General features: G+C 52.3%; 22 protein-coding genes and 1 pseudogene. 20 read left to right on the top strand and 3 right to left on the bottom strand.

Annotated features, from left to right (window positions below):
- Nucleotides 1-37: 37 nt before the first annotated feature.
- From ACJHWK_RS10425 to yahM, 13 genes and pseudogenes are all read left to right on the top strand, one after another.
- Nucleotides 38-901 carry a DUF2877 domain-containing protein gene (locus ACJHWK_RS10425; RefSeq protein WP_410234831.1) on the top strand — a complete coding sequence of 288 codons (864 nt, stop codon included), beginning with the start codon at nt 38-40 and terminating at the stop codon, nt 899-901.
- Nucleotides 891-2,438: an acyl-CoA synthetase FdrA gene (gene fdrA, locus ACJHWK_RS10420; protein WP_001521943.1), complete on the top strand. Its 1,548-nt coding sequence runs from the start codon at nt 891-893 to the stop codon at nt 2,436-2,438. The genes ACJHWK_RS10425 and fdrA overlap by 11 nt, the downstream gene beginning before the upstream one ends.
- Nucleotides 2,438-3,856 carry a DUF1116 domain-containing protein gene (locus ACJHWK_RS10415; RefSeq protein ID WP_000083445.1) on the top strand — a complete coding sequence of 473 codons (1,419 nt, stop codon included), beginning with the start codon at nt 2,438-2,440 and terminating at the stop codon, nt 3,854-3,856. Before fdrA ends, ACJHWK_RS10415 begins: the two co-directional genes overlap by 1 nt.
- Nucleotides 3,857-3,951: 95 nt before the next feature.
- Nucleotides 3,952-4,902: a carbamate kinase family protein gene (locus ACJHWK_RS10410; protein ID WP_001521945.1), complete on the top strand. Its 951-nt coding sequence runs from the start codon at nt 3,952-3,954 to the stop codon at nt 4,900-4,902.
- A gap of 9 nt (nt 4,903-4,911) precedes the next feature.
- The gene (locus tag ACJHWK_RS10405; protein ID WP_001521947.1) at nt 4,912-6,294 is read left to right on the top strand and encodes an amidohydrolase family protein; all 1,383 of its coding nucleotides are present in this window, start codon (nt 4,912-4,914) and stop codon (nt 6,292-6,294) included.
- A gap of 298 nt (nt 6,295-6,592) precedes the next feature.
- Nucleotides 6,593-7,003 carry an ASCH domain-containing protein gene (locus ACJHWK_RS10400; protein ID WP_001521948.1) on the top strand — a complete coding sequence of 137 codons (411 nt, stop codon included), beginning with the start codon at nt 6,593-6,595 and terminating at the stop codon, nt 7,001-7,003.
- Nucleotides 7,004-7,256: 253 nt separating this feature from the next.
- Nucleotides 7,257-8,240, top strand: coding sequence for an autoinducer 2 ABC transporter substrate-binding protein (locus ACJHWK_RS10395; protein ID WP_001042105.1), 984 nt, complete (start codon nt 7,257-7,259; stop codon nt 8,238-8,240).
- A 48-nt stretch (nt 8,241-8,288) separates the two neighbouring features.
- Nucleotides 8,289-9,773 carry a sugar ABC transporter ATP-binding protein gene (locus ACJHWK_RS10390; RefSeq protein WP_000447328.1) on the top strand — a complete coding sequence of 495 codons (1,485 nt, stop codon included), beginning with the start codon at nt 8,289-8,291 and terminating at the stop codon, nt 9,771-9,773.
- Nucleotides 9,766-10,737, top strand: a complete 972-nt coding sequence (locus ACJHWK_RS10385) for an ABC transporter permease (RefSeq protein WP_000818902.1) — start codon at nt 9,766-9,768, stop codon at nt 10,735-10,737. The genes ACJHWK_RS10390 and ACJHWK_RS10385 overlap by 8 nt, the downstream gene beginning before the upstream one ends.
- A complete protein-coding gene (locus ACJHWK_RS10380) occupies nt 10,734-11,690 on the top strand; it encodes an ABC transporter permease (RefSeq protein WP_000750344.1) in 957 nt (318 codons plus the stop codon). The genes ACJHWK_RS10385 and ACJHWK_RS10380 overlap by 4 nt, the downstream gene beginning before the upstream one ends.
- An 86-nt stretch (nt 11,691-11,776) precedes the next feature.
- The gene (yahK, locus tag ACJHWK_RS10375) at nt 11,777-12,826 is read left to right on the top strand and encodes an NADPH-dependent aldehyde reductase YahK (protein ID WP_001521951.1); all 1,050 of its coding nucleotides are present in this window, start codon (nt 11,777-11,779) and stop codon (nt 12,824-12,826) included.
- Between the two features lie 242 nt (nt 12,827-13,068).
- Nucleotides 13,069-13,885: pseudogene (gene yahL, locus ACJHWK_RS10370) on the top strand (protein YahL).
- A 412-nt stretch (nt 13,886-14,297) separates the two neighbouring features.
- Nucleotides 14,298-14,543, top strand: a complete 246-nt coding sequence (gene yahM, locus ACJHWK_RS10365; RefSeq protein ID WP_000290603.1) for a protein YahM — start codon at nt 14,298-14,300, stop codon at nt 14,541-14,543.
- 16 nt (nt 14,544-14,559) lie between these two features.
- Here the strand turns inward: yahM and ACJHWK_RS10360 are convergent, their stop codons facing one another.
- The gene (locus tag ACJHWK_RS10360) at nt 14,560-15,231 is read right to left on the bottom strand and encodes a LysE family transporter (RefSeq protein ID WP_000983408.1); all 672 of its coding nucleotides are present in this window, start codon (nt 15,229-15,231) and stop codon (nt 14,560-14,562) included.
- Nucleotides 15,232-15,377: 146 nt separating this feature from the next.
- Here ACJHWK_RS10360 and yahO point away from each other — a divergent pair, with 146 nt between their 5' ends.
- Nucleotides 15,378-15,653 (top strand): DUF1471 family periplasmic protein YahO, encoded by a 276-nt coding sequence (gene yahO, locus ACJHWK_RS10355; protein ID WP_000691953.1) that lies wholly within the window; start codon nt 15,378-15,380, stop codon nt 15,651-15,653.
- A gap of 100 nt (nt 15,654-15,753) precedes the next feature.
- Here yahO and prpR read toward each other — a convergent pair whose 3' ends face one another.
- Complete coding sequence (gene prpR / locus ACJHWK_RS10350) at nt 15,754-17,340, bottom strand: propionate catabolism operon regulatory protein PrpR (RefSeq protein ID WP_000941048.1); 1,587 nt, start codon at nt 17,338-17,340, stop codon at nt 15,754-15,756.
- Between the two features lie 238 nt (nt 17,341-17,578).
- Between prpR and prpB the strand changes: the two genes are divergently transcribed.
- The 6 genes from prpB (at nt 17,579) to codA (ending at nt 25,863) form a co-directional block, all read left to right on the top strand.
- On the top strand, nt 17,579-18,469 hold the full coding sequence (gene prpB, locus ACJHWK_RS10345) for a methylisocitrate lyase (RefSeq protein WP_001521952.1): 891 nt from the start codon (nt 17,579-17,581) through the stop codon (nt 18,467-18,469).
- Nucleotides 18,470-18,513: 44 nt separating this feature from the next.
- On the top strand, nt 18,514-19,683 hold the full coding sequence (gene prpC, locus ACJHWK_RS10340; protein WP_001285909.1) for a 2-methylcitrate synthase: 1,170 nt from the start codon (nt 18,514-18,516) through the stop codon (nt 19,681-19,683).
- A 33-nt stretch (nt 19,684-19,716) separates the two neighbouring features.
- Nucleotides 19,717-21,168 carry a 2-methylcitrate dehydratase gene (prpD, locus tag ACJHWK_RS10335; protein ID WP_001275858.1) on the top strand — a complete coding sequence of 484 codons (1,452 nt, stop codon included), beginning with the start codon at nt 19,717-19,719 and terminating at the stop codon, nt 21,166-21,168.
- 39 nt (nt 21,169-21,207) lie between these two features.
- A complete protein-coding gene (gene prpE, locus ACJHWK_RS10330; protein WP_001521955.1) occupies nt 21,208-23,094 on the top strand; it encodes a propionate--CoA ligase in 1,887 nt (628 codons plus the stop codon).
- Nucleotides 23,095-23,330: 236 nt separating this feature from the next.
- Entirely contained in the window at nt 23,331-24,590 is a 1,260-nt protein-coding gene (codB, locus tag ACJHWK_RS10325) for a cytosine permease (RefSeq protein ID WP_000076233.1), read from the top strand.
- Nucleotides 24,580-25,863: a cytosine/isoguanine deaminase gene (gene codA, locus ACJHWK_RS10320; RefSeq protein ID WP_001314516.1), complete on the top strand. Its 1,284-nt coding sequence runs from the start codon at nt 24,580-24,582 to the stop codon at nt 25,861-25,863. Before codB ends, codA begins: the two co-directional genes overlap by 11 nt.
- 39 nt (nt 25,864-25,902) lie before the next feature.
- Here the strand turns inward: codA and cynR are convergent, their stop codons facing one another.
- Nucleotides 25,903-26,802, bottom strand: coding sequence for a transcriptional regulator CynR (cynR, locus tag ACJHWK_RS10315; protein ID WP_000952490.1), 900 nt, complete (start codon nt 26,800-26,802; stop codon nt 25,903-25,905).
- Nucleotides 26,803-26,867 lie beyond the last annotated feature (65 nt).

Genomic DNA, 26,867 nt, shown 5'->3' with positions numbered 1-26,867 from the left:
CGGGAGGCTTGCTATCAACACACCAGAAAGACGGTGTGTGTGGGCGCTAACTGCGGATGCTGATTTTCTGGCGCAGCGGGGGCAAGGACAGGTTGAACAGGTCTTTGCCAGAGCGGTAAATATCGCACTTCCGGCCCGCCAGCAGTTGCTGACGCTGCTTTGTGAAGAGTACGACAATGCGCCAAACAGTTGTCGGTTGGCACTCACTCACTTTGATGGTCTGTTCCGGCATGGTGATAAGGTTCAGTTTGACGATCAAGGCATTACGATTGGTCAACATCTTCATATAGAGATGAGTAGTTGTCGGTGTTGGCTGTCCCCAACCTTGCAAATGGCCGCTGTGAATTTTCACCTTATCGCCTGGCAACAGTGGCATGACATTATTCATCAGCACCTGGGGGAAAATGAAACCCTGTTTAATTATCGCGGCGATAATCCGTTTTATCAGGCGTTAAATAAAGCACTACATATTAAACGTCGGGCAGTTATTCAGGCAGTAAACGATAAACAAAATATCGCCTCAGCAGTCGCCAGTATGATGGGCTTAGGGATTGGCCTTACGCCATCAGCCGATGATTATTTAACAGGTCTGGCGCTTATTTTATTTATTTCCGGGCATCCGGCAGAAAAATACAAAGAGGAATTTTATCGCGGTCTGCAACGCGGCAGAAATAATACCACGTTATTAAGTGCCATAACGCTGGAAGCCGCATTACAACAACGCTGCCGGGAAAATATTCATCGTTTTATTCATAACATTATTTATGACATCCCTGGGAACGCAACTCAGGCAATAGAAAAAATTAAACATATTGGCTCCAGTTCCGGCTGCGACATGCTGTATGGCATGGCCGATGGTTGTGCGCTGAGCCAAACCTACGGAGGGAATTATGTCAGTTAAAATAGTCATTAAACCGAATACCTATTTTGATTCTGTCTCGCTGATGTCTATCTCCACGCGTGCAAATAAACTCGACGGCGTCGAGCAGGCATTTGTGGCGATGGCGACCGAAATGAACAAAGGCGTGCTGAAGAATTTAGGACTGCTGACGCCGGAGCTGGAGCAGGCGAAAAACGGCGACCTGATGATTGTCATCAATGGTAAATCGGGTGTGGACAACGAGCAGTTGCTGGTGGAGATTGAAGAACTGTTCAACACCAAAGCGCAAAGTGGCTCGCACGAGGCGCGTTACGCCACTATTGCCAGCGCCAAAAAGCATATCCCGGAAAGTAACCTGGCGGTGATTTCGGTCAACGGTCTGTTTGCCGCTCGCGAAGCGCGTCAGGCGCTGCAAAACGATCTTAACGTGATGCTGTTTTCCGATAACGTCTCAGTTGAAGATGAACTGGCGCTCAAACAGTTGGCCCACGAAAAAGGGCTGCTGATGATGGGGCCAGACTGTGGTACGGCGATTATCAACGGCGCGGCGCTCTGCTTTGGTAACGCCGTGCGTCGCGGCAACATCGGTATTGTTGGCGCATCCGGCACCGGTAGCCAGGAACTGAGCGTCCGTATCCATGAATTTGGCGGCGGCGTTTCGCAACTGATCGGCACCGGCGGGCGCGACCTGAGCGAGAAAATCGGCGGCCTGATGATGCTCGACGCCATCGGGATGCTGGAAAACGATCCGCAAACTGAAATCATTGTGCTTATCTCCAAACCGCCTGCGCCTGCGGTGGCCCGCAAAGTGCTGGAACGCGCGCGTGCCTGCCGCAAGCCAGTGGTGGTTTGCTTCCTCGGTCGTGGCGAAACGCCGGTGGATGAGCAGGGGCTACAGTTTGCCCGCGGCAGTAAAGAGGCGGCGCTGAAAGCGGTAATGCTCTCCGGCGTGAAACAGGAACATCTCGACCTGCATACCCTGAACCAGCCATTGATTGCTGACGTGCGCGCTCGCCTGCAACCGCAACAGAAATACATTCGTGGCCTGTTCTGCGGCGGCACGCTGTGCGACGAAACGATGTTCGCGGTGATGGAAAAACACGGCGATGTCTACAGCAACATTCAGCCCGATCCGGAATTCCGCCTGCAAGATATCAGCCGCAGCATCAAACACACCTTCCTCGACTTTGGTGATGACGACTTCACCAACGGCAAGCCGCATCCAATGATTGACCCGACCAACCGCATCAGTCGCTTGATCGAAGAAGCGCGCGATCCAGAAGTGGCGGTGATCGTGATGGATTTTGTGCTCGGATTTGGATCGCATGAAGATCCGGTCGGCTCCACCATCGATGCGATCAAAGAAGCGAAAGCGATCGCCGCTGCCGAAGGACGTGAGTTGATCATTCTCGCCTATGTGCTGGGTACCGATCTTGATACGCCATCATTAGAACAACAAAGCCAGATGCTGCTTGATGCTGGGGTAATTCTGGCAAGCAGCAGCACCAATACCGGATTGCTGGCGCGTGAATTTATCTGCAAAGGGGAGGAAGCCTGATGAGCCAGTCACTGTTTAGCCAACCGTTGAACGTTATTAACGTCGGCATCGCCATGTTTAGCGATGACCTGAAAAAGCAGCATGTAGAAGTGACTCAACTCGACTGGACGCCGCCGGGGCAGGGCAATATGCAGGTGGTGCAGGCGCTGGATAACATTGCCGATTCGCCGCTGGCAGACAAAATCGCCGCCGCTAACCAGCAGGCTTTGGAGCGCATTATCCAGTCGCATCCGGTGCTGATTGGTTTTGATCAGGCGATTAACGTGGTGCCGGGTATGACGCCGAAAACCATTCTTCACGCCGGACCGCCGATCACCTGGGAAAAAATGTGTGGCGCGATGAAAGGCGCGGTCACCGGAGCGCTGGTGTTCGAAGGGCTGGCGAAAGATCTCGATGAGGCGGCTGAACTGGCGGCCTCCGGGGAGATCACCTTCTCGCCGTGCCACGAACATGACTGCGTGGGATCGATGGCGGGTGTTACCTCGGCCTCGATGTTTATGCACATCGTGAAAAACAAAACCTACGGCAACATCGCTTACACCAATATGAGCGAGCAGATGGCAAAGATTTTGCGTATGGGCGCTAACGACCAGAGCGTGATCGACCGACTCAACTGGATGCGTGATGTGCAGGGGCCAATGCTGCGCGATGCGATGAAAATTATCGGCGAGATCGATCTGCGCTTAATGCTGGCGCAGGCGCTGCATATGGGCGATGAGTGCCATAACCGCAATAACGCCGGGACGACGCTGCTGATTCAGGCGCTGACGCCGGGGATTATTCAGGCGGGCTACTCCGTCGAGCAACAGCGCGAAGTGTTTGAGTTTGTCGCCAGCAGTGACTACTTCTCCGGCCCGACGTGGATGGCGATGTGTAAAGCGGCGATGGATGCGGCGCACGGCATCGAATACAGCACTGTGGTGACCACCATGGCGCGTAACGGCGTCGAGTTCGGCCTGCGGGTCAGCGGATTACCGGGGCAATGGTTTACCGGTCCGGCGCAGCAGGTCATCGGCCCGATGTTTGCCGGTTATAAGCCGGAAGATTCTGGGTTGGATATTGGCGACAGCGCCATCACCGAAACCTACGGCATTGGTGGATTTGCTATGGCGACCGCGCCTGCAATCGTCGCGCTGGTGGGCGGTACGGTGGAAGAGGCCATCGATTTCTCCCGCCAGATGCGCGAAATCACTCTCGGCGAAAATCCCAACGTCACCATTCCGCTGCTCGGTTTTATGGGCGTGCCGTCGGCAATCGACATAACCCGCGTGGGCAGTAGCGGCATTCTGCCGGTGATCAACACCGCCATCGCCCATAAAGATGCGGGCGTCGGCATGATTGGCGCGGGCATTGTGCATCCACCATTCGCCTGCTTCGAGAAAGCCATTCTTGGCTGGTGCGAACGTTACGGCGTCTGACCCTCCAACTGCACCTTACGATCCCTTCTCCCTTCTGGGGAGAGGGGCAACCTCACTCTCATAACACCATCACCCTCTGTAGCGGACATAACAACATGAAAGAGCTTGTGGTCGTTGCCATTGGTGGCAACAGCATTATCAAAGATAACGCCAGCCAGTCGATTGAGCATCAGGCGGAGGCGGTGAAAGCCGTCGCCGATACGGTGCTGGAAATGCTGGCTTCCGATTACGACATTGTGCTGACCCACGGCAACGGGCCGCAGGTCGGTCTGGATTTACGCCGCGCGGAGATAGCCCACGAGCGCGAAGGGCTGCCCTTAACGCCGCTGGCGAACTGTGTGGCGGATACGCAAGGCGGCATTGGCTATCTGATCCAACAGGCGCTGAACAACCGGCTGGCCCGCCACGGCGAGAAAAAAGCCGTCACCGTGGTGACTCAGGTGGAAGTGGATAAAAACGATCCGGGGTTTGCCCATCCCACCAAGCCCATCGGCGCATTCTTTAGTGAAAGCCAGCGTGACGAATTACAAAAGGCAAACCCTGACTGGCGTTTTGTTGAAGATGCCGGACGGGGCTATCGCCGCGTGGTCGCCTCGCCGGAACCGCAACGTATTGTAGAAGCACCTGCCATTAAGGCGCTGATCCAACAAGGCTTTGTGGTGATTGGCGCGGGCGGTGGCGGAATTCCGGTGGTGTGCAGTGAAGCGGGGAATTACCAAAGCGTGGACGCGGTTATCGACAAAGATCTCTCTACCGCGCTATTGGCCCGTGAAATTCACGCCGACATTCTGGTGATTACCACTGGCGTCGAAAAAGTGTGTATTCACTTTGGCAAACCGCAGCAACAGGCGCTGGATCGGGTGGATATTGCCACCATGACCCGCTATATGCAGGAAGGGCATTTCCCACCCGGCAGCATGTTGCCAAAAATCATCGCCAGCCTGACGTTCCTGGAACAGGGCGGCAAAGAAGTGATTATCACCACGCCGGAATGCCTGCCTGCGGCGCTGCGCGGTGAAACGGGCACCCATATTATTAAAACGTAAGGACGTAAGATGAAAGAAAGCAATAGCCGCCGTGAGTTTCTGAGCCAGAGCGGTAAGATGGTCACCGCCGCCGCGCTGTTTGGTACCTCTGTGCCGCTCGCCCATGCGGCAGTCTCTGGCACAACCCACTGCGACGCGAATAACACCATGAAAATCACTGACCCGCACTACTATCTCGACAACGTGTTGCTGGAAACCGGTTTTGACTACGAAAATGGCGTGGCGGTGCAGACCCGCACGGCGCGCCAGACTGTGGAAATTCAGAACGGCAAAATTGTTGCACTGCGCGAGAACAATCAGCATCCGGACGCCACGCTGCCGCACTATGACGCTGGCGGTAAGCTGATGCTGCCCACTACCCGCGACATGCATATTCATCTCGACAAAACCTTTTACGGCGGGCCGTGGCGCTCGCTCAATCGTCCGGCAGGCACCACCATCCAGGACATGATCAAACTTGAGCAGAAAATGCTGCCGGAGTTGCAACCGTACACTCAGGAACGGGCGGAAAAACTGATCGATTTATTGCAATCGAAAGGCACCACCATTGCCCGCAGTCACTGCAATATCGAACCGGTTTCCGGCCTAAAAAATCTGCAAAATTTGCAGGCGGTACTGGCGCGACGTCAGGCGGGCTTCGAGTGTGAAATCGTCGCCTTCCCGCAGCACGGTTTGCTGCTGTCGAAATCGGAACCCTTAATGCGCGAAGCGATGCAGGCGGGGGCGCATTACGTCGGCGGGCTGGACCCGACCAGTGTCGATGGCGCGATGGAAAAATCCCTCGACACCATGTTCCAGATTGCGCTGGACTACGACAAAGGCGTCGATATTCACCTGCACGAAACCACTCCGGCAGGCGTGGCAGCCATCAATTATATGGTTGAAACGGTAGAGAAAACGCCGCAACTGAAAGGCAAGCTAACCATCAGCCACGCCTTTGCGTTGGCAACGCTCAACGAACAACAGGTAGATGAACTGGCGAACCGGATGGCGGCGCAGCAAATTTCTATCGCCTCGACGGTGCCGATTGGCACGTTGCATATGCCGCTCAAACAGTTGCACGACAAAGGCGTAAAAGTGATGACCGGCACCGACAGCGTTATCGACCACTGGTCGCCTTACGGCCTGGGCGACATGCTGGAAAAAGCCAATCTGTACGCGCAGCTCTATATTCGTCCTAACGAACAGAACCTCTCCCGCTCGCTGTTTTTAGCCACTGGCGATGTATTGCCGCTCAACGAAAAAGGCGAGCGCGTGTGGCCCAAAGCGCAGGATGATGCCAGCTTTGTGCTGGTGGACGCCTCCTGTTCCGCCGAGGCGGTGGCGCGTATCTCGCCGAGAACGGCGACGTTCCATAAAGGGCAACTGGTGTGGGGGAGTGTGGCAGGTTGATACGCATTTGAAACGCCTGCAACGGTGAATAGTAAGAGATTTAAGCCCCAGGGAGTGGGGCAGCAATGGTTTGCTAATGAATGATCCTGAACTTTATAATCTCCCGGCATAATTTCCAGGGGATTATTTGAGAGAAATACACAAAAGTGAGTTTTAACAAAGGTATTTATCAAGCCATAAATGTGACCTGCTTTGGATAAAAAAGATTAAGCATCGAAAAACCAATGATCTTCTTGCTGATGGTTATCAACAGTAATTAAGATGTGATTTGTTTTTCCGTAATCGCGAAAATATTCTCATGACCATAAAAGAAAAAATCTCACAAAAATATCCCCATGCTTCCTTTTGTACTTTTGGCGATTCAGCAGTGTTGGCCGATCACCTCGCAACGTTGATTGCGACTGGTGTTAAAACAGCTTCCTGTGGTTCGCTGGCGGGATGTATTGAAGACAACGCATTTCCGCTGATTGGTGAGTATAAGATTGTAGAAAATAGCCGTGGTGAGCCTGTCTGTGTTATCAGAGTGATTGGCCTGCATTTACTGCGCTTTTCTGATGTCACCGCAGAGCTTGCCCGTAAGGAAGGTGAAGGTGACCTCAGTCTTGAATATTGGCGTAATGAACACCGTCGTTTTTTCCAGGCAGAAGGATGCTATTCACCAGAAATGGACGTTATCTTTGAAGAATATGCCCTTATTGACGTTGTGTAGATAACTATTTTTCTACGCGAAATAAGCTCACAAACATAAAGCATCGCTAATTTTGTTTATTTTGCTGTTTTTTACGTGATGATTGTCACACTTATTGTTACTGCCCGTTTTGTCCATATTTATAACCAAATTTTTAATAGCTGCCTGAAATAGGGCTGTTTATTCTGCATAAAAATATTCGAAAATTCTTATTCTCTCCAGCGCGCTAATTTGGGCGAACACTTCCTGACTACCCTGCAATGAGGCTGAAATGATGAATAAACGTTTTGTTATCAATATGGTGTCTTCGCTGTTATTAGGCGCTGCGCTAATTTCTGCGCCGCTCCAGGCAGCGGAAAAAGTCGTGGTGAATATCTCTAAAGTCGATGGTATGCCGTGGTTTAATCGCATGGGCGAAGGTGTGGTTGAGGCGGGTAAAGCCTTTGGTGTTAATGCGTCACAGGTGGGGCCTTCAAGTACTGATGCTCCGCAACAAGTTAAAATTATTGAGGATTTAATCGCCCGTAAGGTTAATGCAATTACAATTGTGCCAAACGATGCCAACGTGCTGGAACCGGTATTCAAAAAAGCGCGAGATGCCGGAATTGTGGTTCTGACCAACGAATCCCCCGGTCAGCCAAGTGCTAACTGGGATATCGAAATCATTGATAACGAAAAATTTGCCGCTGAATATGTTGAGCATATGGCGAAACGCATGGGTGGCAAGGGCGGTTATGTGATTTACGTGGGTAGTTTGACCGTGCCGCAGCATAACTTATGGGCTGACTTGCTGGTGAAATACCAGAAAGAGCATTACCCGGATATGCATGAAGTTACCCGCCGCATGCCGGTTGCCGAGAGTGTGGATGACTCACGTCGTACCACACTGGACCTCATGAAAACCTATCCTGACTTGAAAGCGGTTGTCTCCTTTGGTTCAAACGGTCCGATTGGCGCGGGACGTGCAGTGAAAGAGAAACGGGCGAAAAATAAAGTCGCAGTCTATGGCATGATGATCCCTTCACAGGCGGCATCACTGATTAAAAGTGGTGATATCACCGAAGGGATTACTTACGATCCGGCCTCTGCAGGTTACGCACTCGCGGCCGTCGCCAGCACGTTGCTGAAGGGTGAAGAGATCAAACCTGGATTAGAAATGGAGAATCTCGGTAAGGCCGACGTAGATATGGATAAGCGAATTATCCGTTTCCATAAGGTATTACTGGTCAACAAAGACAATATCGACTCACTTTATTAATCCATTTCTTCGGGGCGAAAGCCCCGATTCTTATTGCCAGGGGATGCTATGGAAACCTTCCTTTCCCTTCGTCATATCAACAAAACGTTTCATGCCACGCGAGCGCTGCGCGATGTTTCTCTCGACTTTATGTCGGGTGAGGTGCACTGCCTTGCCGGGCAAAACGGCTGTGGTAAATCGACGTTGATTAAAATTATGTCCGGTGTTTATCGCCCGGATGAGGGGGCGGAAATTACGCTTGGTGGGAAAAACTGGTCAAAGCTGACACCCGCCGCTTCGGTGGCGCAGGGGATTCAGGTGATTTATCAGGACCTCTCTTTATTTCCTAACCTGAGTGTCTGGGAGAATATCGCCGTGAATCACTATCACCACGGTCTGTTTGTTAACCGCCGTCGTCTGCGTGAGGTGGCGCAGGCGGCAATGACCAGTATTAACGTCACATTGCCACTGGATACGCTCGTTTCTGAGCTTTCAATTGCCCGCTGTCAGCTGGTGGCAATTTGCCGTGCACTGGCGCAGGACGCACGGTTGATCGTGATGGATGAACCAACCGCTTCGCTGACCCATCAGGAAGTGCAAGGGTTATTACAGGTGGTGCATCAATTGCGGGAACGCGGGATCTGCGTGGTCTTCGTCAGTCATCGTCTGGAAGAAGTGATGGAAGTTTCCGACCGTATTTCAGTGCTGAAAGATGGTGAGCTGGTCGGGACCTTTCCGGCTGCAGAGATGACCACAAAACAACTCGGTTTCCTGATGACCGGCCAGGAGTTTGAATATCAGGTGCGAGAGTTGTGGCAGGGAAAATCCAGCATCCCAGTGCTGGAGGTGCGTAATTTAAGTCGTCATGGGGAATATCAAAATATTAACTTGCGGGTGGAAGCGGGCGAAGTGGTGTCGATTGTTGGCCTGCTTGGTGCGGGGCGCACGGAATTATGTCTGAGTCTGTTTGGTATGACCCGACCGGATGCTGGCGAGATCCTCATCAACGGCCAGCTGGTTACACTGCATAGTAACCAGGACGCCATCCGCCACGGTATTGGTTATGTTTCGGAAGATCGCATGTCGCGCGGTTTGGTGATGGCGCAATCTATTGAAGACAACATCATTAGCACTGTTTTTCACAAGGTAAAAGATCGCTTCGGCTTTCTGAGTGAAGCTAAAGTGCGTGACCTGGTGGACAGGCTAATCAAGGCATTGACCATCAAAGTCTCTGACCCACATCTCCCGGTGAATACGCTTTCTGGGGGTAACGCGCAGCGAGTATCGATCGCCAAATGGCTGGCGATTGGGCCACGACTGTTGATTCTCGATAGCCCGACTGTCGGTGTTGATATCGCCAACAAAGCAGGAATATACGGCATTATCAGCGATCTGGCGGCTCATGGCATTGCGGTATTGATGATCTGCGATGAAATTGAAGAAGCGTGGTATCAAAGCCACCGGATTTTGGTAATGCAAAAAGGTCAGATCACCCATAGCTTCCTGCCTGACAGCAGTTCTCAGGCCAGGATTGCGGAGGTGGTAAATGGCTGAACTGAAAAAACGCCATGAATTCTGGCTGGCATTACTGATTGTGGTGCTGTTTGTTGGCCTTGCCTGGCGCAGCGACGAGTTTCTGACATTCGGTAATTTGTACGATCTCGCCAATAACTATGCCATGTTGACTATTCTCGCCTGTGGTTTGTTTGTGGTGTTAATTTCCGGTGGGATTGATATTTCGTTTCCGGCAATGACCATCATTGCGCAATACGGCATGGTGCTGCTGCTGCAAAAAATTGGTGGCAACTTTGCTGTTGCGTTTGCCCTGGCGGGCGGCATCGGCATTTTACTTGGCTTAATTAACGCCTTACTGGTTAATCGCCTACGGGTGCCGTCTATCATCATCACCATTTCGACGCTGAATATTTTCTATGGCCTGCTGTTATGGTTGAGTAAAGGTGTGTGGCTGTACGACTTTCCGCCGTGGTTTGAGCAGGGGGTAATGTTGTTCAAGTACACCGATGCTGACGGCTATGACTATGGCCTTGGTCTGCCGCTGATCGCCATGATTACGGTGGTGCTGCTGACAGCGTTTATCATGAATTTCACCAGTGTAGGGCGCAAAATTTATGCCCTTGGCGGGAACCGTGAATCCGCCAGTCGCATCGGCTTTAGCGTGCTGAAACTGCAACTTTTCGTCTACGGCTATATGGGATTGATGTCTGGCGCTGCGGGTGTAGTGCAGTCGTGGACGGTGATGACTGTCGCCCCCGATTCTCTTCTGGGTTATGAGCTGACAGTACTGGCTGCGGTGGTGCTTGGCGGCACTAGTTTGCTCGGCGGGCGCGGCACGTTAACCGGTACTTTGCTCGGCGTGGTGTTGTTGGCAGTGATGCAAAACGGGCTAAATTTATTGGGAGTCTCGTCTTACTGGCAAACATTGATCACCGGCATCATCATCGTTGCCAGCATTAGCGCCACGGCGTGGAGTCAGCATCAGAACCGGAGTCTGCTATGAAAAAATCGTGGCGTAATAACGTTGAGTTTTACTTGATCGGCCTGCTGGTGCTAACTGTTGCCGCGTTCAGCATTACTATGCCGGAGATTTTCTGGTCGATAAGTAATTTCCAGTCCGTCGCTTCGCAAATGCCCGTGCTGGGCATTCTGGCGTTGGCTATGGCGGTGACCATGCTTTGCGGTGGCATTAACTTGTCAATTATAGCCACTGCTAACGCCTGTTCACTGGTGATGGCGTGGGTGGCGACTCAGTATCCACCGGGTATTGCTACGGTTGTCGCTACGCTGCTGGCGGGCGCTGGCGCGGCGGTGATAATCGGTTTATGTAACGGCGTATTGATTGCTGGTATTCGAGTGTCGCCAATTCTTGCAACACTCGGGATGATGACGTTGCTCAAAGGGGTAAATATTCTGGTGACAGGCGGTAGCGCCATTGCCAATTATCCCTCATGGGTGCTGTGGTTGAATCATGCACAGTGGTTCGGTATTCCGCTACCGATGTGGTTGTTTGCCGCAGTGGCGCTGGGGCTGTGGATATTGCTGGAGAAAACGCCGCTCGGTAAATCCATTTATCTGATTGGTTCTAACGAACGAGCAACACTTTACTCCGGCATTAACACTCGTCGGGTGCTGATTTGGGTTTATGTCATTTCCGCCTTGCTTTGTGCGGTAGCGGCATTTTTGATGATGTCGAAACTCAACTCGGCTAAGGCCTCTTATGGCGAATCGTACTTGCTGGTGTCAATCCTCGCGGCAGTACTCGGCGGGGTTAATCCGGACGGCGGCAGCGGGCGGATAATTGGTATGGTGCTGGCGCTGTTTCTTCTGCAAATTATTGAAAGCGGCTTCAATATTCTCGGTATAAGCCCCTACCTGACGATGGCCTTATGGGGAACGTTGCTGCTCTGTTTCATTCAGGCTCGCGGCATGTTGGGGCTGGATCGGGTGGTTTAAATATTGGCTATATTCAATGGACGCGTTTTGCCGCGATGACATATCAGGCATCGCCAAATACACATAGCTAATCAGGAGTAAACACAATGAAGATCAAAGCTGTTGGTGCATATTCCGCTAAACAACCACTTGAACCGATGGATATCACCCGGCGTGAACCGGGACCGCATGATGTCAAAATTGAAATCGCTTACTGTGGCGTCTGCCATTCCGATCTCCACCAGGTCCGTTCCGAGTGGGCGGGGACGGTTTATCCCTGCGTGCCGGGCCATGAAATTGTAGGGCGCGTGGTAGCCGTTGGTGATCAGGTAGAAAAATATGCGCCGGGCGATCTGGTCGGTGTCGGCTGTATTGTCGACAGTTGTAAACATTGCGAAGAGTGTGAAGACGGGCTGGAAAACTACTGTGATCACATGACCGGCACCTATAACTCGCCGACGCCGGACGAACCGGGCCATACTCTGGGCGGCTACTCACAACAGATCGTCGTTCATGAGCGATATGTTCTGCGTATTCGTCACCCGCAAGAGCAGCTGGCGGCGGTGGCACCTTTGTTGTGTGCAGGGATCACCACGTATTCGCCGCTACGTCACTGGCAGGTCGGTCCGGGTAAAAAAGTGGGCGTGGTCGGCATCGGCGGTCTGGGACATATGGGGATTAAGCTGGCCCACGCGATGGGGGCGCATGTGGTGGCATTTACCACTTCTGAGTCAAAACGCGAAGCGGCAAAAGCCCTGGGGGCCGATGAAGTTGTTAACTCACGCAATGCCGATGAGATGGCGGCTCATGTGAAGAGTTTCGATTTCATTTTGAATACAGTAGCTGCGCCACATAATCTCGACGATTTTACCACCTTGCTGAAGCGTGATGGCACCATGACGCTGGTTGGTGCGCCTGCGACACCGCATAAATCGCCGGAAGTTTTCAACCTGATCATGAAACGCCGTGCGATAGCCGGTTCTATGATTGGCGGCATTCCAGAAACTCAGGAGATGCTCGATTTTTGCGCCGAACATGGCATCGTGGCTGATATAGAGATGATTCGGGCCGATCAAATTAATGAAGCCTATGAGCGAATGCTGCGAGGAGATGTGAAATATCGTTTTGTTATCGATAATCGCACACTAACAGACTGAAAAAATTAATAAATACCCTGTGGTTTAACATATTAACTTCGCTCTCCACTTAACTTTTTAGTTAAGGAGAGCGAAATAATATCAAAGTAGCAGTAAAACCTATAACGTAAATTCAAATTGTTAAATTAACTCCCTCCAGTACACAATACTTCACACGTTAGTTATGAGCGATTTCTGATAGTGCCTGGTTTAATCAGGGCTTTATTATCTGCGACGTTTATTTTTATTTAAGAGAGATCGCGATGATATCATTAAAAGCTCCGCACAATAATTTGATGCCATATACGCAACAAAGCATACTTAATACAGTAAAAAAACAATCAGTTACCAGAGGATATCAAAAGCTCCCTGGTCTCCTGTGTCGATATATTCAAGGTTTTGATTAAACAATATTATGATTATCCCTATGATTGTCGTGATGATTTAGTCGATGACGACAAACTCATTCATCTCATGGCTGCCGTACGAGACTGTGAGTGGTCAGACGATAACGCACTCACCATAAATGTGCAGTTTAATGATTTCCCTGGATTTTATGACTGGATGGATTACCCTGATCACCCGGTTAAGTTTGTTTTTCGCATACTTGAAAATCAAAAAGGGACAGTTTGGGTATATGACCAGGACGATGCGTTTCTTGATATTAAAGCAAACGTGCAGGCTGGACGCTTTACCGGGCTTAAGAAATTAGTGCAGTTTATCGATTCAGTGCGAACAGATTGCAAATGTATTCTTCTTGAACACCATATGCCTTTGCTGAGACTTTTCCCTAAAGGGAAAGAGTGTATGCATGTGGAAAAATGGCTTCGCGAAATGTCGTCTATTCCGGAGACCGACGCACCCATTAAGCAGGCGCTTGCGCATGGATTATTATTACACTTAAAAAATATCTACCCTGTTTTTCCTGAATCACTGGTGATGTTATTGCTCTCTGTTCTGGACGTAAAAACATACAGAGATGATGCGCGATTAAATCAATGGATATCTAATAGAGTGCAGGAATTAGGTGACAGATATTATCCTGTAAATAAGCACGTTAAAATCCGCTACACTCTTTAGTTCAGAAAGGGTTCCACCTGCGAGTTGTTATTCCACCAGAGAGTGAATCGCAAAGCAGGTGATCATTTCATCTGTATATCCGTATGCCAAATGGCATTCCACCGCCTTTTTCGCCGATATTTTGTTGTGATCGGCGACACTTCGCTTAAAAAAGCATCAGCAGTGGTTTCGCAGCTATACGGTGTATAAAAAATGATCTCATGCAGATGTTTTGTGAATGTGTGGGTTGACATTCATATTAAAAAAATCATAATTCCATCATGTTTGTGTGGGGTCTTTTCTGTATCTTACGCATCGCACTCAAGCCTGACAGAAAATATGCTGTAAGGCTCATATCAAAAACCGCCATTAGCTCATCAGGAAGAGCAGACGACAACCAGGATTGTTGTATGGTACGGGGTTCGAGGCCTCGATGGCGGTCCAACTTTTCATAACTCTTCTGAATCAGCTCCCCTTATTATCATCCCTGCAAAGTGGAACATTACCATTGTTTGGCTATTCAGGACGGGTCAGAGCAATGAAAAAAGCCCACACAGGGGAGAGTGGGCTGAAATGGGAAGCTAAAGACTCAAGTAAACTTATCGGAAATAAGGACCACGCATTACGGGGGCTATCATCGCCGATGGTCGGGATTCGGCAAATCAGGTTGATTACGTAGAGAGTAAATTATCTGCTCACCGCTGCGTCACCCCTTCGTAAATCAGGCGTAGCGCGAATACACCAATAATTGCACCAATAACCCGACTGGCAACGCGTTGCATACGCCCATAAGCACGACGCACTGCGGGCAAAGAAAACGCCTGACTAAGAAAAACGCGCCAGATAACTGATGCGAGCACAATCCCCGCCCAGGCCATTAAACGTGCCCATGTTGGTGTTTCGGCATTTAATGTTACTGAGAAAATACTGATAAAAAATAAAACGGTTTGCGGGTTAGAGAGATCGGTAATTAATCCGCGGCGAAAAAAGACATACCAGGGGGCGTTAATCGGTTGTTGTAGTGTGCTCATTTGCGGTGTTGACTGGCGGCGCATGCTGCACCACGCAAACCATAAGAGATAAGCGCCGCCGACGATTCTGATAAGCGAAAAAATCTCCTCACACTGCGTAATTAGCGTTGCAAGACCAAACAAACCCAACCCGGAATAAAATGCATCGCCCAGCGCCACGCCCAGCCCGGTCAGCACCCCTGCGCGTCGACCGGAAGCCAGGCTGGTTTGTACTACCACAAAGAGATTGGCTCCCGGATTAAAAAAAGTAATCACGAACAGTCCTACGGTCAGGTAAACGGCATGCAAAGGATCCATAGTGATTTCATCCATAAATAAGTGAACTAACTGCATCATATTTCTACCAAAAATAATCGGGTGCGAGAGAGATCACAAAGTGTCTTATTTCCGGTTACTGGCGTTTATGCCCTGACTGAACTAATTATTAATCAACCCAATAATGTCGGTGGGTGATAGTGTGATAACAACTCTGGAGCCGTAATATGAAAATAATCTCTAAAATGTTAGTCGGTGCGTTAGCGTTTGCCGTTACCAATGTCTATGCCGCTGAATTGATGACCAAAGCGGAATTTGAAAAAGTTGAATCGCAATATGAAAAAATAGGTGATATTTCAACCAGTAATGAAATGTCGACTGCAGATGCAAAAGAAGATTTAATCAAAAAAGCCGATGAAAAAGGGGCTGATGTGTTGGTGCTGACCTCTGGTCAAACTGACAATAAGATTCACGGCACGGCAAATATTTATAAGAAGAAGTAATTCTGAAACCTATGTAAACATCCCCGATGCGTAAGTTTATCGGTGATCATCATCTATTGAAATTTATGCCGGATAAAGCGTTCGCGCTGCATTCGGCAGTTCAGTTTTTCAGCCGCCGCCAGAACGTCGTCCGGCTTATGCCTAAATAATTCGCCGCTGCTGTTTTATCGCCTTTAAATTTCTCCAGTGCCTGTTGTGGTGTCAGTAAGCGTGGAGCGGGAATTTTCGCCGACTCGCGCGCCAGCTCCGGCAGTAGCAGCTGCAAAAACTGCGGCGTTAAATCCGGCGTCGGTTCCACACTTAAAAACAGCGCCAGTCGCTCCATCATATTGCGCAGTTCTCGAATATTGCCCGGCCAGTCGTAGTGCACCAGCACGGTTTCGCTTGCCTGTAATCCCTGGCGTAATGCGGAAGAAAACGGGGCAGCAAGTGCAGCCAGAGACACTTTCAAAAAGCTTTCCGCCAGCGGCAGAATATCTGCCACCCGCTCACGCAGTGGTGGCAGTTGCAGGCGTAAAATGCTCAGCCGATAAAACAGGTCACGGCGAAACTGCCCTTGCCGCATATCTTCTTCCAGATTGCAGTGAGTGGCGCTAATGACTCGCACATCCACCGGAACAGGCTGATGCCCGCCGACGCGGGTGACCTCTTTTTCTTCCAGCACCCGTAACAGGCGAGTCTGCAAAGGTAGCGGCATTTCGCCAATCTCATCCAGAAACAGCGTACCGCCGTGGGCAATTTCGAACAGCCCGGCGCGACCTCCGCGTCGCGAGCCGGTGAACGCCCCTTCCTCATAGCCAAACAGCTCTGCTTCCAGCAACGATTCGGCAATCGCCCCGCAGTTGACGGCAACAAACGGATGCGACTTTTTGCCCTGTCGCGCATCGTGGCGGGCAAAATATTCCCGATGAATCGCCTGGGCCGCCAGCTCTTTGCCCGTCCCCGTTTCCCCTTCAATCAACACCGCTGCACTGGAGCGGGCATACAGCAAAATAGTCTGCCGTACCTGTTCCATCTGTGGTGATTGACCGAGCATATCGCCCAGCACGTAACGAGTACGCAGGGCGTTGCGGGTGGCATCGTGAGTGTTATGGCGTAACGACATGCGCGTCATATCCAGCGCATCGCTGAACGCCTGGCGCACGGTGGCGGCGGAATAGATAAAAATTCCGGTCATTCCGGCTTCTTCTGCCAGATCGGTAATCAGCCCCGCGCCGACCACCGCTTCGGTGCCGTTAGCTTTTAGCTCGTTAATCTGCCCGCGTGCGTCTTCCTCGGTAATGTAGCTACGTTGGTCGAGGCGCAAATTAAAGGTTTTTTGAAACGCCACCAGCGCTGGAATGGTTTCCTGATAAGTGACAACGCCGATAGAAGAGGTGAGTTTTCCGGCTTTTGCCAGTGCCTGTAACACATCGTAGCCGCTCGGTTTAATCAAAATAACTGGCACTGACAGGCGGCTTTTCAGGTACGCGCCGTTAGAGCCAGCAGCGATGATGGCGTCACAGCGTTCGTTTGCCAGTTTTTTGCGGATGTAGGTCACCGCTTTTTCAAAGCCAAGCTGGATAGGGGTAATGTTCGCCAGATGATCAAACTCGAGGCTGATATCGCGAAACAGCTCGAACAGGCGCGTTACAGATACCGTCCAGATAACCGGTTTGTCGTCATTCAGCCGTGGTGGATGTGCCATAGCGCACCGCAAAGTTAAGAAACCGAATATTGGGTTTAGTCTTGTTTCATAATTGTTGCAATGAAACGCGGTGAAACATTGACTGAAACGTTAACTGAAACGCATATTTGCGGATTACTTCATGACTTTATTTATAACAAATTGAAATTAAACATTTAATTTTATTCGATCAATTGTGGCACACCCCTTGCTTTGTCTTTATCAACGCAAATAACAAGTTGATAACAAAGGATGGGCTATGTCTCTACACTCTCCAGGTAAAGCGTTTCGCGCTGCACTGTCTAAAGAAAATCCATTGCAGATTGTTGGCACCATCAACGCTAACCATGCGCTGTTGGCGCAGCGTGCCGGATATCAGGCAATTTATCTTTCCGGCGGTGGCGTGGCGGCAGGGTCGCTGGGGCTGCCCGATCTCGGTATTTCTACCCTTGATGATGTGCTGACCGACATTCGTCGTATCACCGACGTTTGTTCGCTGCCGCTGCTGGTGGATGCGGATATCGGTTTTGGTTCTTCTGCTTTTAACGTGGCGCGCACCGTGAAATCGATGATTAAAGCCGGTGCGGCAGGACTGCATATTGAAGATCAGGTTGGTGCGAAACGCTGCGGTCATCGTCCGAACAAAGCGATCGTCTCGAAAGAGGAGATGGTGGATCGGATCCGCGCGGCGGTGGATGCGAAAACCGATCCTGATTTTGTGATCATGGCGCGCACCGATGCGCTGGCGGTAGAGGGGCTGGATGCGGCGATTGAGCGTGCGCAGGCCTATGTTGAAGCGGGTGCCGAGATGTTGTTCCCGGAGGCGATTACCGAACTCGCCATGTACCGCCAGTTTGCCGATGCGGTGCAGGTGCCGATCCTCGCCAACATCACCGAATTTGGCGCAACACCGCTGTTTACCACCGACGAATTACGCAGCGCCCATGTCGCAATGGCGCTGTACCCACTTTCAGCGTTCCGCGCCATGAACCGCGCCGCTGAGCATGTCTACAACGTCCTGCGTCAGGAAGGGACGCAGAAAAGCGTCATCGACACCATGCAGACCCGCAACGAGCTGTACGAAAGCATCAACTACTACCAGTACGAAGAGAAGCTCGACGAGCTGTTTGCCCGTAGCCAGGTGAAATAAAACACAACGAAAAATATCTCGACCCTACAAATGACGAGGACATCATGAGCGACACAACGATCCTGCAAAACAGTACCCATGTCATTAAACCGAAAAAATCGGTAGCACTTTCTGGCGTTCCGGCGGGCAATACGGCGCTCTGCACCGTGGGTAAAAGCGGCAATGATTTGCATTACCGCGGCTACGACATTCTTGATCTGGCGGAACATTGCGAATTTGAAGAAGTGGCGCATCTGCTGATCCACGGCAAACTGCCGACCCGTGACGAACTCGCCGCTTACAAAACGAAACTGAAAGCCCTGCGTGGTTTACCAGCTAATGTGCGTACCGTGCTGGAAGCCTTACCGGCGGCGTCGCACCCGATGGATGTTATGCGCACCGGCGTTTCCGCGCTCGGCTGCACGCTGCCAGAAAAAGAGGGGCATACCGTCTCTGGCGCGCGGGATATTGCCGACAAACTGCTGGCGTCACTTAGCTCGATTCTTCTCTACTGGTATCACTACAGCCACAACGGCGAACGCATCCAGCCGGAAACCGATGACGACTCCATCGGTGGTCACTTCCTGCATCTGCTGCACGGCGAAAAGCCATCGCAAAGCTGGGAAAAGGCGATGCATATTTCGCTGGTGCTGTACGCCGAACACGAGTTTAACGCCTCCACCTTTACCAGCCGGGTGATTGCGGGCACCGGCTCTGATATGTATTCCGCGATTATTGGCGCGATTGGTGCACTGCGCGGGCCGAAGCACGGCGGGGCGAATGAAGTGTCGCTGGAGATCCAGCAACGCTACGAAACGCCGGACGAAGCCGAAGCCGATATCCGCAAGCGGGTGGAAAACAAAGAAGTGGTCATTGGTTTTGGTCATCCGGTTTATACCATCGCCGACCCGCGTCATCAGGTGATCAAACGTGTGGCGAAGCAGCTCTCGCAGGAAGGCGGCTCGCTGAAGATGTACAACATCGCCGATCGCCTGGAAACGGTGATGTGGGAGAGCAAAAAGATGTTCCCCAATCTCGACTGGTTCTCCGCTGTTTCCTACAACATGATGGGCGTTCCCACCGAGATGTTCACACCACTGTTTGTTATCGCCCGTGTCACTGGCTGGGCGGCGCACATTATCGAACAACGTCAGGACAACAAAATTATCCGTCCTTCCGCCAATTATGTTGGACCGGAAGACCGCCAGTTTGTCGCGCTGGATAAGCGCCAGTAAACCTCTACGAATAACAATAAGGAAACGTACCCAATGTCAGCTCAAATCAACAACATCCGCCCGGAATTTGATCGTGAAATCGTTGATATCGTCGATTACGTGATGAACTACGAAATTAGCTCTAAAGTGGCCTACGACACCGCACATTACTGCCTGCTCGACACGCTCGGCTGCGGTCTGGAAGCTCTCGAATACCCGGCCTGTAAAAAACTGCTGGGGCCAATTGTTCCTGGCACTGTCGTCCCTAACGGCGTGCGCGTCCCCGGAACTCAGTTCCAGCTCGACCCCGTCCAGGCGGCATTTAACATTGGCGCGATGATCCGCTGGCTTGATTTCAACGATACCTGGCTGGCGGCGGAGTGGGGCCATCCTTCCGACAACCTCGGCGGCATTCTGGCAACGGCGGACTGGCTTTCGCGCAACGCGGTCGCCAGCGGCAAAGCGCCGTTGACCATGAAACAGGTGCTGACCGCAATGATCAAAGCCCATGAAATTCAGGGCTGCATCGCGCTGGAAAACTCCTTTAACCGCGTCGGCCTCGACCACGTTCTGTTAGTGAAAGTGGCTTCCACCGCCGTGGTCGCCGAAATGCTCGGCCTGACCCGCGAGGAAATCCTCAACGCTGTTTCGCTGGCGTGGGTGGACGGTCAGTCGCTGCGCACCTATCGCCATGCGCCGAACACCGGCACGCGTAAATCCTGGGCGGCGGGCGATGCCACTTCCCGCGCGGTACGTCTGGCACTGATGGCGAAAACGGGCGAAATGGGTTACCCGTCAGCCCTGACTGCGCCTGTGTGGGGCTTCTACGACGTCTCCTTCAAAGGTGAATCGTTCCGCTTCCAGCGCCCGTACGGTTCTTACGTCATGGAAAATGTGCTGTTCAAAATCTCCTTCCCGGCGGAGTTCCACTCCCAGACGGCAGTTGAAGCAGCGATGACGCTCTATGAACAGATGCAGGCAGCAGGCAAAACGGCGGCAGATATCGAAAAAGTGACCATTCGCACCCACGAAGCCTGTATTCGCATCATCGACAAAAAAGGGCCGCTCAATAACCCGGCAGACCGCGATCACTGCATTCAGTACATGGTGGCGATCCCGCTGCTATTCGGGCGCTTAACGGCGGCAGATTACGAGGACAACGTTGCGCAAGATAAACGCATTGACGCCCTGCGCGAGAAGATCAATTGCTTTGAAGATCCGGCATTTACTGCTGACTACCACGACCCGGAAAAACGCGCCATCGCCAATGCCATAACCCTTGAGTTCACCGACGGCACGCGATTTGAAGAAGTGGTGGTGGAGTACCCAATTGGTCATGCTCGCCGCCGTCAGGATGGCATTCCGAAGCTGGTCGATAAATTCAAAATCAATCTCGCGCGCCAGTTCCCGACTCGCCAACAGCAGCGCATTCTGGACGTTTCTCTCGACAGAGCTCGCCTGGAACAGATGCCGGTCAATGAGTATCTCGACCTGTACGTCATTTAAGCAAACAGCGGTAAGGCGTAAGTTCAACAGGAGAGCATTATGTCTTTTAGCGAATTTTATCAGCGTTCGATTAACGAACCGGAGCAGTTCTGGGCCGAGCAGGCCCGGCGTATTGACTGGCAGACGCCCTTTACGCAAACGCTCGATCACAGCAATCCGCCGTTTGCCCGTTGGTTTTGTGAAGGCCGAACCAACTTGTGTCACAACGCTATCGACCGCTGGCTGGAGAAACAGCCAGAGGCGCTGGCGCTGATTGCCGTCTCTTCGGAAACAGAAGAAGAGCGCACCTTTACCTTTCGTCAGCTGCATGACGAAGTGAACGCGGTGGCCTCAATGTTGCGTTCATTGGGCGTGCAGCGTGGCGATCGGGTGCTGGTGTATATGCCGATGATTGCCGAAGCGCATATTACTCTGCTGGCCTGCGCGCGCATTGGCGCTATTCACTCGGTGGTGTTTGGTGGATTTGCCTCGCACAGCGTGGCGGCGCGAATTGATGATGCTAAACCGGTGCTGATTGTCTCGGCTGATGCCGGAGCGCGCGGTGGCAAAATCATTCCCTATAAAAAATTACTCGACGATGCGATAAGTCAGGCGCAGCACCAGCCACGCCATGTTTTGCTGGTGGATCGCGGGCTGGCGAAAATGGCACGCGTCAGCGGGCGGGATGTCGATTTCGCGTCGTTGCGCCATCAACACATCGGCGCGCGGGTACCGGTGGCGTGGCTGGAATCCAACGAAACCTCCTGCATTCTCTACACCTCCGGCACGACCGGCAAACCTAAAGGCGTGCAGCGTGACGTTGGCGGATATGCGGTGGCGCTGGCGACCTCGATGGAAACCATTTTTGGCGGCAAAGCGGGCGGTGTGTTCTTTTGTGCTTCGGATATTGGCTGGGTGGTGGGGCATTCGTATATCGTCTACGCGCCGCTGCTGGCGGGGATGGCGACTATCGTTTACGAAGGATTGCCGACCTGGCCGGACTGCGGTGTGTGGTGGAAAATCGTCGAGAAATATCAGGTTAGCCGGATGTTCTCAGCGCCGACCGCCATTCGCGTGCTGAAAAAATTCCCTACCGCTGAAATTCGCAAACACGATCTCTCGTCGCTGGAAGTGCTCTATCTGGCGGGGGAGCCGCTGGACGAGCCGACCGCCAGTTGGGTGAGCAATACGCTGGATGTGCCGGTCATCGACAACTACTGGCAGACCGAATCCGGCTGGCCGATTATGGCGATTGCTCGCGGTCTGGACGACAGGCCGACGCGTCTGGGTAGCCCCGGCGTGCCGATGTATGGCTATAACGTGCAGTTGCTCAATGAAGTCACCGGCGAACCGTGCGGCGTCAACGAGAAAGGGATGCTGGTGGTGGAAGGGCCGCTGCCGCCGGGGTGTATTCAGACCATTTGGGGCGACGACGACCGCTTTGTGAAGACGTACTGGTCGCTGTTTTCCCGTCCGGTGTACGCCACTTTTGACTGGGGGATCCGCGATGCTGACGGTTATCACTTTATTCTCGGGCGCACTGACGATGTGATTAACGTTGCCGGGCATCGGCTGGGGACGCGCGAGATTGAAGAGAGTATCTCCAGTCATCCGGGCGTTGCCGAAGTGGCAGTGGTTGGGGTGAAAGATGCGCTGAAAGGGCAGGTGGCGGTGGCGTTTGTCATTCCGAAAGAGAGCGACAGCCTGGAAGATCGCGAGGTGGCGCACTCGCAAGAGAAGGCGATTATGGCGCTGGTGGACAGCCAGATTGGCAACTTTGGTCGCCCGGCGCACGTCTGGTTTGTCTCGCAATTACCGAAAACGCGATCCGGAAAAATGCTGCGCCGCACGATCCAGGCGATTTGCGAAGGACGCGATCCAGGGGATCTGACGACCATTGATGATCCTGCGTCGTTGGATCAGATCCGCCAGGCGATGGAAGAGTAGGTTATTGTCGGATGCGTCGCCTGGCGCATCCGACACCATGCGCCGATGCCTGATGCGACGCTTACCGCGTCTTATTATGGCTACCCACTGTTTTTACACCGATAATTTTTCCCCCACCTTTTTGCATTCATTCATATAAAAAATATATTTCCCCACGAAAACGATTGCTTTTTATCTTCAGATGAATAGAATGCGGCGGATTTTTTGGGTTTCAAACAGCAAAAAGGGGGAATTTCGTGTCGCAAGATAACAACTTTAGCCAGGGGCCAGTCCCGCAGTCGGCGCGGAAAGGGGTATTGGCATTGACGTTCGTCATGCTGGGATTAACCTTCTTTTCCGCCAGTATGTGGACCGGCGGCACTCTCGGAACCGGTCTTAGCTATCATGATTTCTTCCTCGCAGTTCTCATCGGTAATCTTCTCCTCGGTATTTACACTTCATTTCTTGGTTACATTGGCGCAAAAACCGGCCTGACCACTCATCTTCTTGCTCGCTTCTCGTTTGGTGTTAAAGGCTCATGGCTGCCTTCACTGCTGCTGGGCGGCACTCAGGTCGGCTGGTTTGGCGTTGGCGTGGCGATGTTTGCTATTCCGGTGGGCAAGGCAACCGGGCTGGATATTAATTTGCTGATTGCCGTCTCCGGTTTACTGATGACCGTCACCGTCTTCTTTGGCATTTCGGCGCTGACGGTTCTTTCGGTGATTGCAGTTCCGGCTATCGCCTGTCTTGGCGGTTATTCCGTGTGGTTGGCCGTTAACGGCATGGGCGGCCTGGACGCATTAAAAGCGGTCGTTCCCGCACAACCGTTAGATTTCAATGTCGCGCTGGCGCTGGTTGTGGGGTCATTTATCAGTGCGGGCACGCTCACCGCTGACTTTGTCCGGTTTGGTCGTAATGCCAAACTGGCGGTGCTGGTGGCGATGGTGGCCTTTTTCCTCGGCAACTCGTTGATGTTTATTTTCGGTGCAGCGGGCGCGGCGGCACTGGGGATGGCGGATATCTCTGATGTGATGATTGCTCAGGGTCTGCTGCTGCCTGCGATTGTGGTGCTGGGGCTGAATATCTGGACCACCAACGATAACGCGCTCTATGCGTCGGGCTTAGGTTTCGCCAACATTACCGGGATGTCGAGCAAAACCCTTTCGGTAATCAACGGTATTATCGGTACGGTCTGCGCACTATGGCTGTATAACAATTTTGTCGGCTGGCTGACCTTCCTTTCGGCAGCTATTCCTCCGGTAGGGGGCGTGATCATCGCTGACTATCTGATGAACCGTCGCCGCTATGAGCACTTTGCGACCACGCGTATGATGAGTGTCAATTGGGTGGCGATTCTGGCGGTCGCCTTGGGGATTGCCGCAGGCCACTGGTTACCGGGTATTGTTCCGGTCAACGCGGTATTAGGTGGCGCGCTGAGCTATCTGATCCTTAACCCGATTTTGAATCGCAAAACGACGGCTGCAATGACGCATGTGGAGGCTAACAGTGTCGAATAACGCTTTACAGACAATTATTAACGCCCGGTTACCCGGCAAAGAGGGGCTGTGGCAGATTCATCTGCTGGACGGAAAAATCAGCGCCATTGATGCGCAATCCGGGGTGATGCCCGTAACTGAAAACAGCCTGGATGCCGAACAAGGTTTAGTTATACCGCCGTTTGTGGAGCCACATATTCACCTGGACACCACGCAAACCGCCGGACAACCGAACTGGAATCAGTCCGGCACGCTGTTTGAAGGCATTGAACGCTGGGCCGAGCGCAAAGCGTTATTAACCCATGACGATGTGAAACAACGCGCCTGGCAAACGCTGAAATGGCAGATTGCCAACGGCATTCAGCATGTGCGTACCCATGTCGATGTTTCGGATGCAACGCTGACTGCGCTGAAAGCAATGCTGGAAGTGAAGCAGGAAGTCGCGCCGTGGATTGATCTGCAAATCGTCGCCTTCCCGCAGGAAGGGATTTTGTCGTATCCCAACGGTGAAGCGTTGCTGGAAGAGGCGTTACGCTTAGGGGCAGATGTAGTGGGGGCGATTCCGCATTTTGAATTTACCCGTGAATACGGCGTGGAGTCGCTGCATAAAACCTTCGCCCTGGCGCAAAAATACGACCGTCTCATCGACGTTCACTGTGATGAGATTGATGACGAACAGTCGCGCTTTGTCGAAACCGTTGCAGCCCTGGCGCACCGTGAAGGCATGGGCGCGCGAGTCACCGCCAGCCACACCACGGCAATGCACTCCTATAACGGGGCGTATACCTCACGCCTGTTCCGCTTGCTGAAAATGTCCGGTATTAACTTTGTCGCCAACCCGTTGGTCAATATTCATCTACAAGGACGTTTCGATACGTACCCAAAACGTCGCGGCATCACGCGCGTTAAAGAGATGCTGGAGTCCGGCATTAACGTCTGCTTTGGTCACGATGATGTCTTCGATCCGTGGTATCCGCTGGGAACGGCGAATATGCTGCAAGTGCTGCATATGGGGCTGCATGTTTGCCAGCTGATGGGCTACGGGCAGATTAACGATGGCCTGAATTTAATCACCCACCATAGCGCCAGGACGTTGAATTTGCAGGATTACGGCATTGCCGCCGGAAACAGCGCCAACCTGATTATCCTGCCGGCTGAAAATGGGTTTGACGCGCTGCGCCGTCAGGTTCCGGTGCGCTATTCGGTACGTGGCGGTAAGGTGATTGCCAGCACCCAACCAGCACAAACCACCGTATATCTGGAGCAGCCAGAAGCCATCGATTACAAACGGTAATTTCCTCTGCGTTGAAGAGCCACTGACCTGTGTCAGTGGCTACCGTGATTCATGCCCGCCAACATCCGCACATTCTTCCAACGCCATGTGTAAAAATGCCTTCGCGGCGGCTGTCTGCCAGCTATTTTTCCGCCGCAACAAAACCGCCGTTCTCTCCAGTAACGGTGGGGCAAGGGATATAGCTTTAAGCCCGTCATGTTGTGTGGCAATCGCTGCTGGCAACAATGTGGAAAGGGAAGTGCGGCGAATCAGCTCCAGAACCGCGCTAATTGAGTTCGCCTCAATGACCACCTGTGGATGTAGCCCCGCTTTCTCGCAGTAGTGGTCAATTTGCTCTCTGGTGGCAAATTCCGCGCTGAGCAGGACCAGTTTTTCATCATGCAAGCGACTCAACGCCACCTGTTCACAGGCAGCCAGCGGATGATGTTGCGCCACGACTAACGCTAAACTTTCTGTCAGTAAAGGAATTGCCTCCAGCTCCGGCGAATGCACAGGCGTGAAGGCAATCCCAACGTCCAACTCGTCGCGACAAAGCAGATCTTCGATTTTCTCCTGCGACATTTCCTGTAGCTGGAGCGTGATGCCGGGGTAGCGCGCATAGAAATCCGCCATTAAAGGGCCGATAAAGTAGCTTGTAAAGGTGGGAGTGACGGCGATACGCAGCGATCCTCGCGTCAGATCGGCAACATCATGAATCGCCCGTTTACCCGCCCCCAGTTCCTGTAACGCCCGGCTGGCGTACTGTCGCCAGACTTCTCCTGCATCAGTGAGACGAATCGTTCGCCCACTACGGTCAAACAGCGGCACGCCTAAACTTTCCTCTAACTGGCGAATCTGCTGGGAAAGTGCTGGCTGGGAGACGTGCAACGCACTGGCTGCACGGGTGAAGCTGCCATGTTCAGCCACGGCAAGAAAATAATTGATATGTCGAGAGAGCATTCGCCAACCTATAAGTAAATCCAATAGAACTCATCATAAATGAGTCTTTTACCTTATGACAATCG

The organism is Escherichia sp. WS547 (genome assembly GCF_046486065.1).
Classification (GTDB): Bacteria; Pseudomonadota; Gammaproteobacteria; order Enterobacterales; family Enterobacteriaceae; genus Escherichia; species Escherichia coli.
Note: the sequence above shows the minus strand (reverse complement) of the source record. Positions and strands in the feature narration are given on the sequence as shown.

Bases quoted from the DNA above. Each gene is read 5' to 3' on its own strand.
- ACJHWK_RS10385 (WP_000818902.1), top strand. From the start codon at position 9,766: ATGGCTGAACTGAAAAAACGCCATGAATTCTGGCTGGCATTACTGATT.
- prpE (WP_001521955.1), top strand. From the start codon at position 21,208: ATGTCTTTTAGCGAATTTTATCAGCGTTCGATTAACGAACCGGAGCAG.
- prpB (WP_001521952.1), top strand. From the start codon at position 17,579: ATGTCTCTACACTCTCCAGGTAAAGCGTTTCGCGCTGCACTGTCTAAA.
- fdrA (WP_001521943.1), top strand. From the start codon at position 891: ATGTCAGTTAAAATAGTCATTAAACCGAATACCTATTTTGATTCTGTC.
- cynR (WP_000952490.1), bottom strand. From the start codon at position 26,802: ATGCTCTCTCGACATATCAATTATTTTCTTGCCGTGGCTGAACATGGC.
- yahM (WP_000290603.1), top strand. From the start codon at position 14,298: ATGGCGGTCCAACTTTTCATAACTCTTCTGAATCAGCTCCCCTTATTA.
- ACJHWK_RS10390 (WP_000447328.1), top strand. From the start codon at position 8,289: ATGGAAACCTTCCTTTCCCTTCGTCATATCAACAAAACGTTTCATGCC.
- ACJHWK_RS10395 (WP_001042105.1), top strand. From the start codon at position 7,257: ATGAATAAACGTTTTGTTATCAATATGGTGTCTTCGCTGTTATTAGGC.
- ACJHWK_RS10380 (WP_000750344.1), top strand. From the start codon at position 10,734: ATGAAAAAATCGTGGCGTAATAACGTTGAGTTTTACTTGATCGGCCTG.
- ACJHWK_RS10400 (WP_001521948.1), top strand. From the start codon at position 6,593: ATGACCATAAAAGAAAAAATCTCACAAAAATATCCCCATGCTTCCTTT.
- ACJHWK_RS10410 (WP_001521945.1), top strand. From the start codon at position 3,952: ATGAAAGAGCTTGTGGTCGTTGCCATTGGTGGCAACAGCATTATCAAA.
- prpC (WP_001285909.1), top strand. From the start codon at position 18,514: ATGAGCGACACAACGATCCTGCAAAACAGTACCCATGTCATTAAACCG.
- ACJHWK_RS10405 (WP_001521947.1), top strand. From the start codon at position 4,912: ATGAAAGAAAGCAATAGCCGCCGTGAGTTTCTGAGCCAGAGCGGTAAG.
- yahO (WP_000691953.1), top strand. From the start codon at position 15,378: ATGAAAATAATCTCTAAAATGTTAGTCGGTGCGTTAGCGTTTGCCGTT.
- prpD (WP_001275858.1), top strand. From the start codon at position 19,717: ATGTCAGCTCAAATCAACAACATCCGCCCGGAATTTGATCGTGAAATC.
- prpR (WP_000941048.1), bottom strand. From the start codon at position 17,340: ATGGCACATCCACCACGGCTGAATGACGACAAACCGGTTATCTGGACG.
- yahK (WP_001521951.1), top strand. From the start codon at position 11,777: ATGAAGATCAAAGCTGTTGGTGCATATTCCGCTAAACAACCACTTGAA.
- ACJHWK_RS10360 (WP_000983408.1), bottom strand. From the start codon at position 15,231: ATGATGCAGTTAGTTCACTTATTTATGGATGAAATCACTATGGATCCT.
- ACJHWK_RS10415 (WP_000083445.1), top strand. From the start codon at position 2,438: ATGAGCCAGTCACTGTTTAGCCAACCGTTGAACGTTATTAACGTCGGC.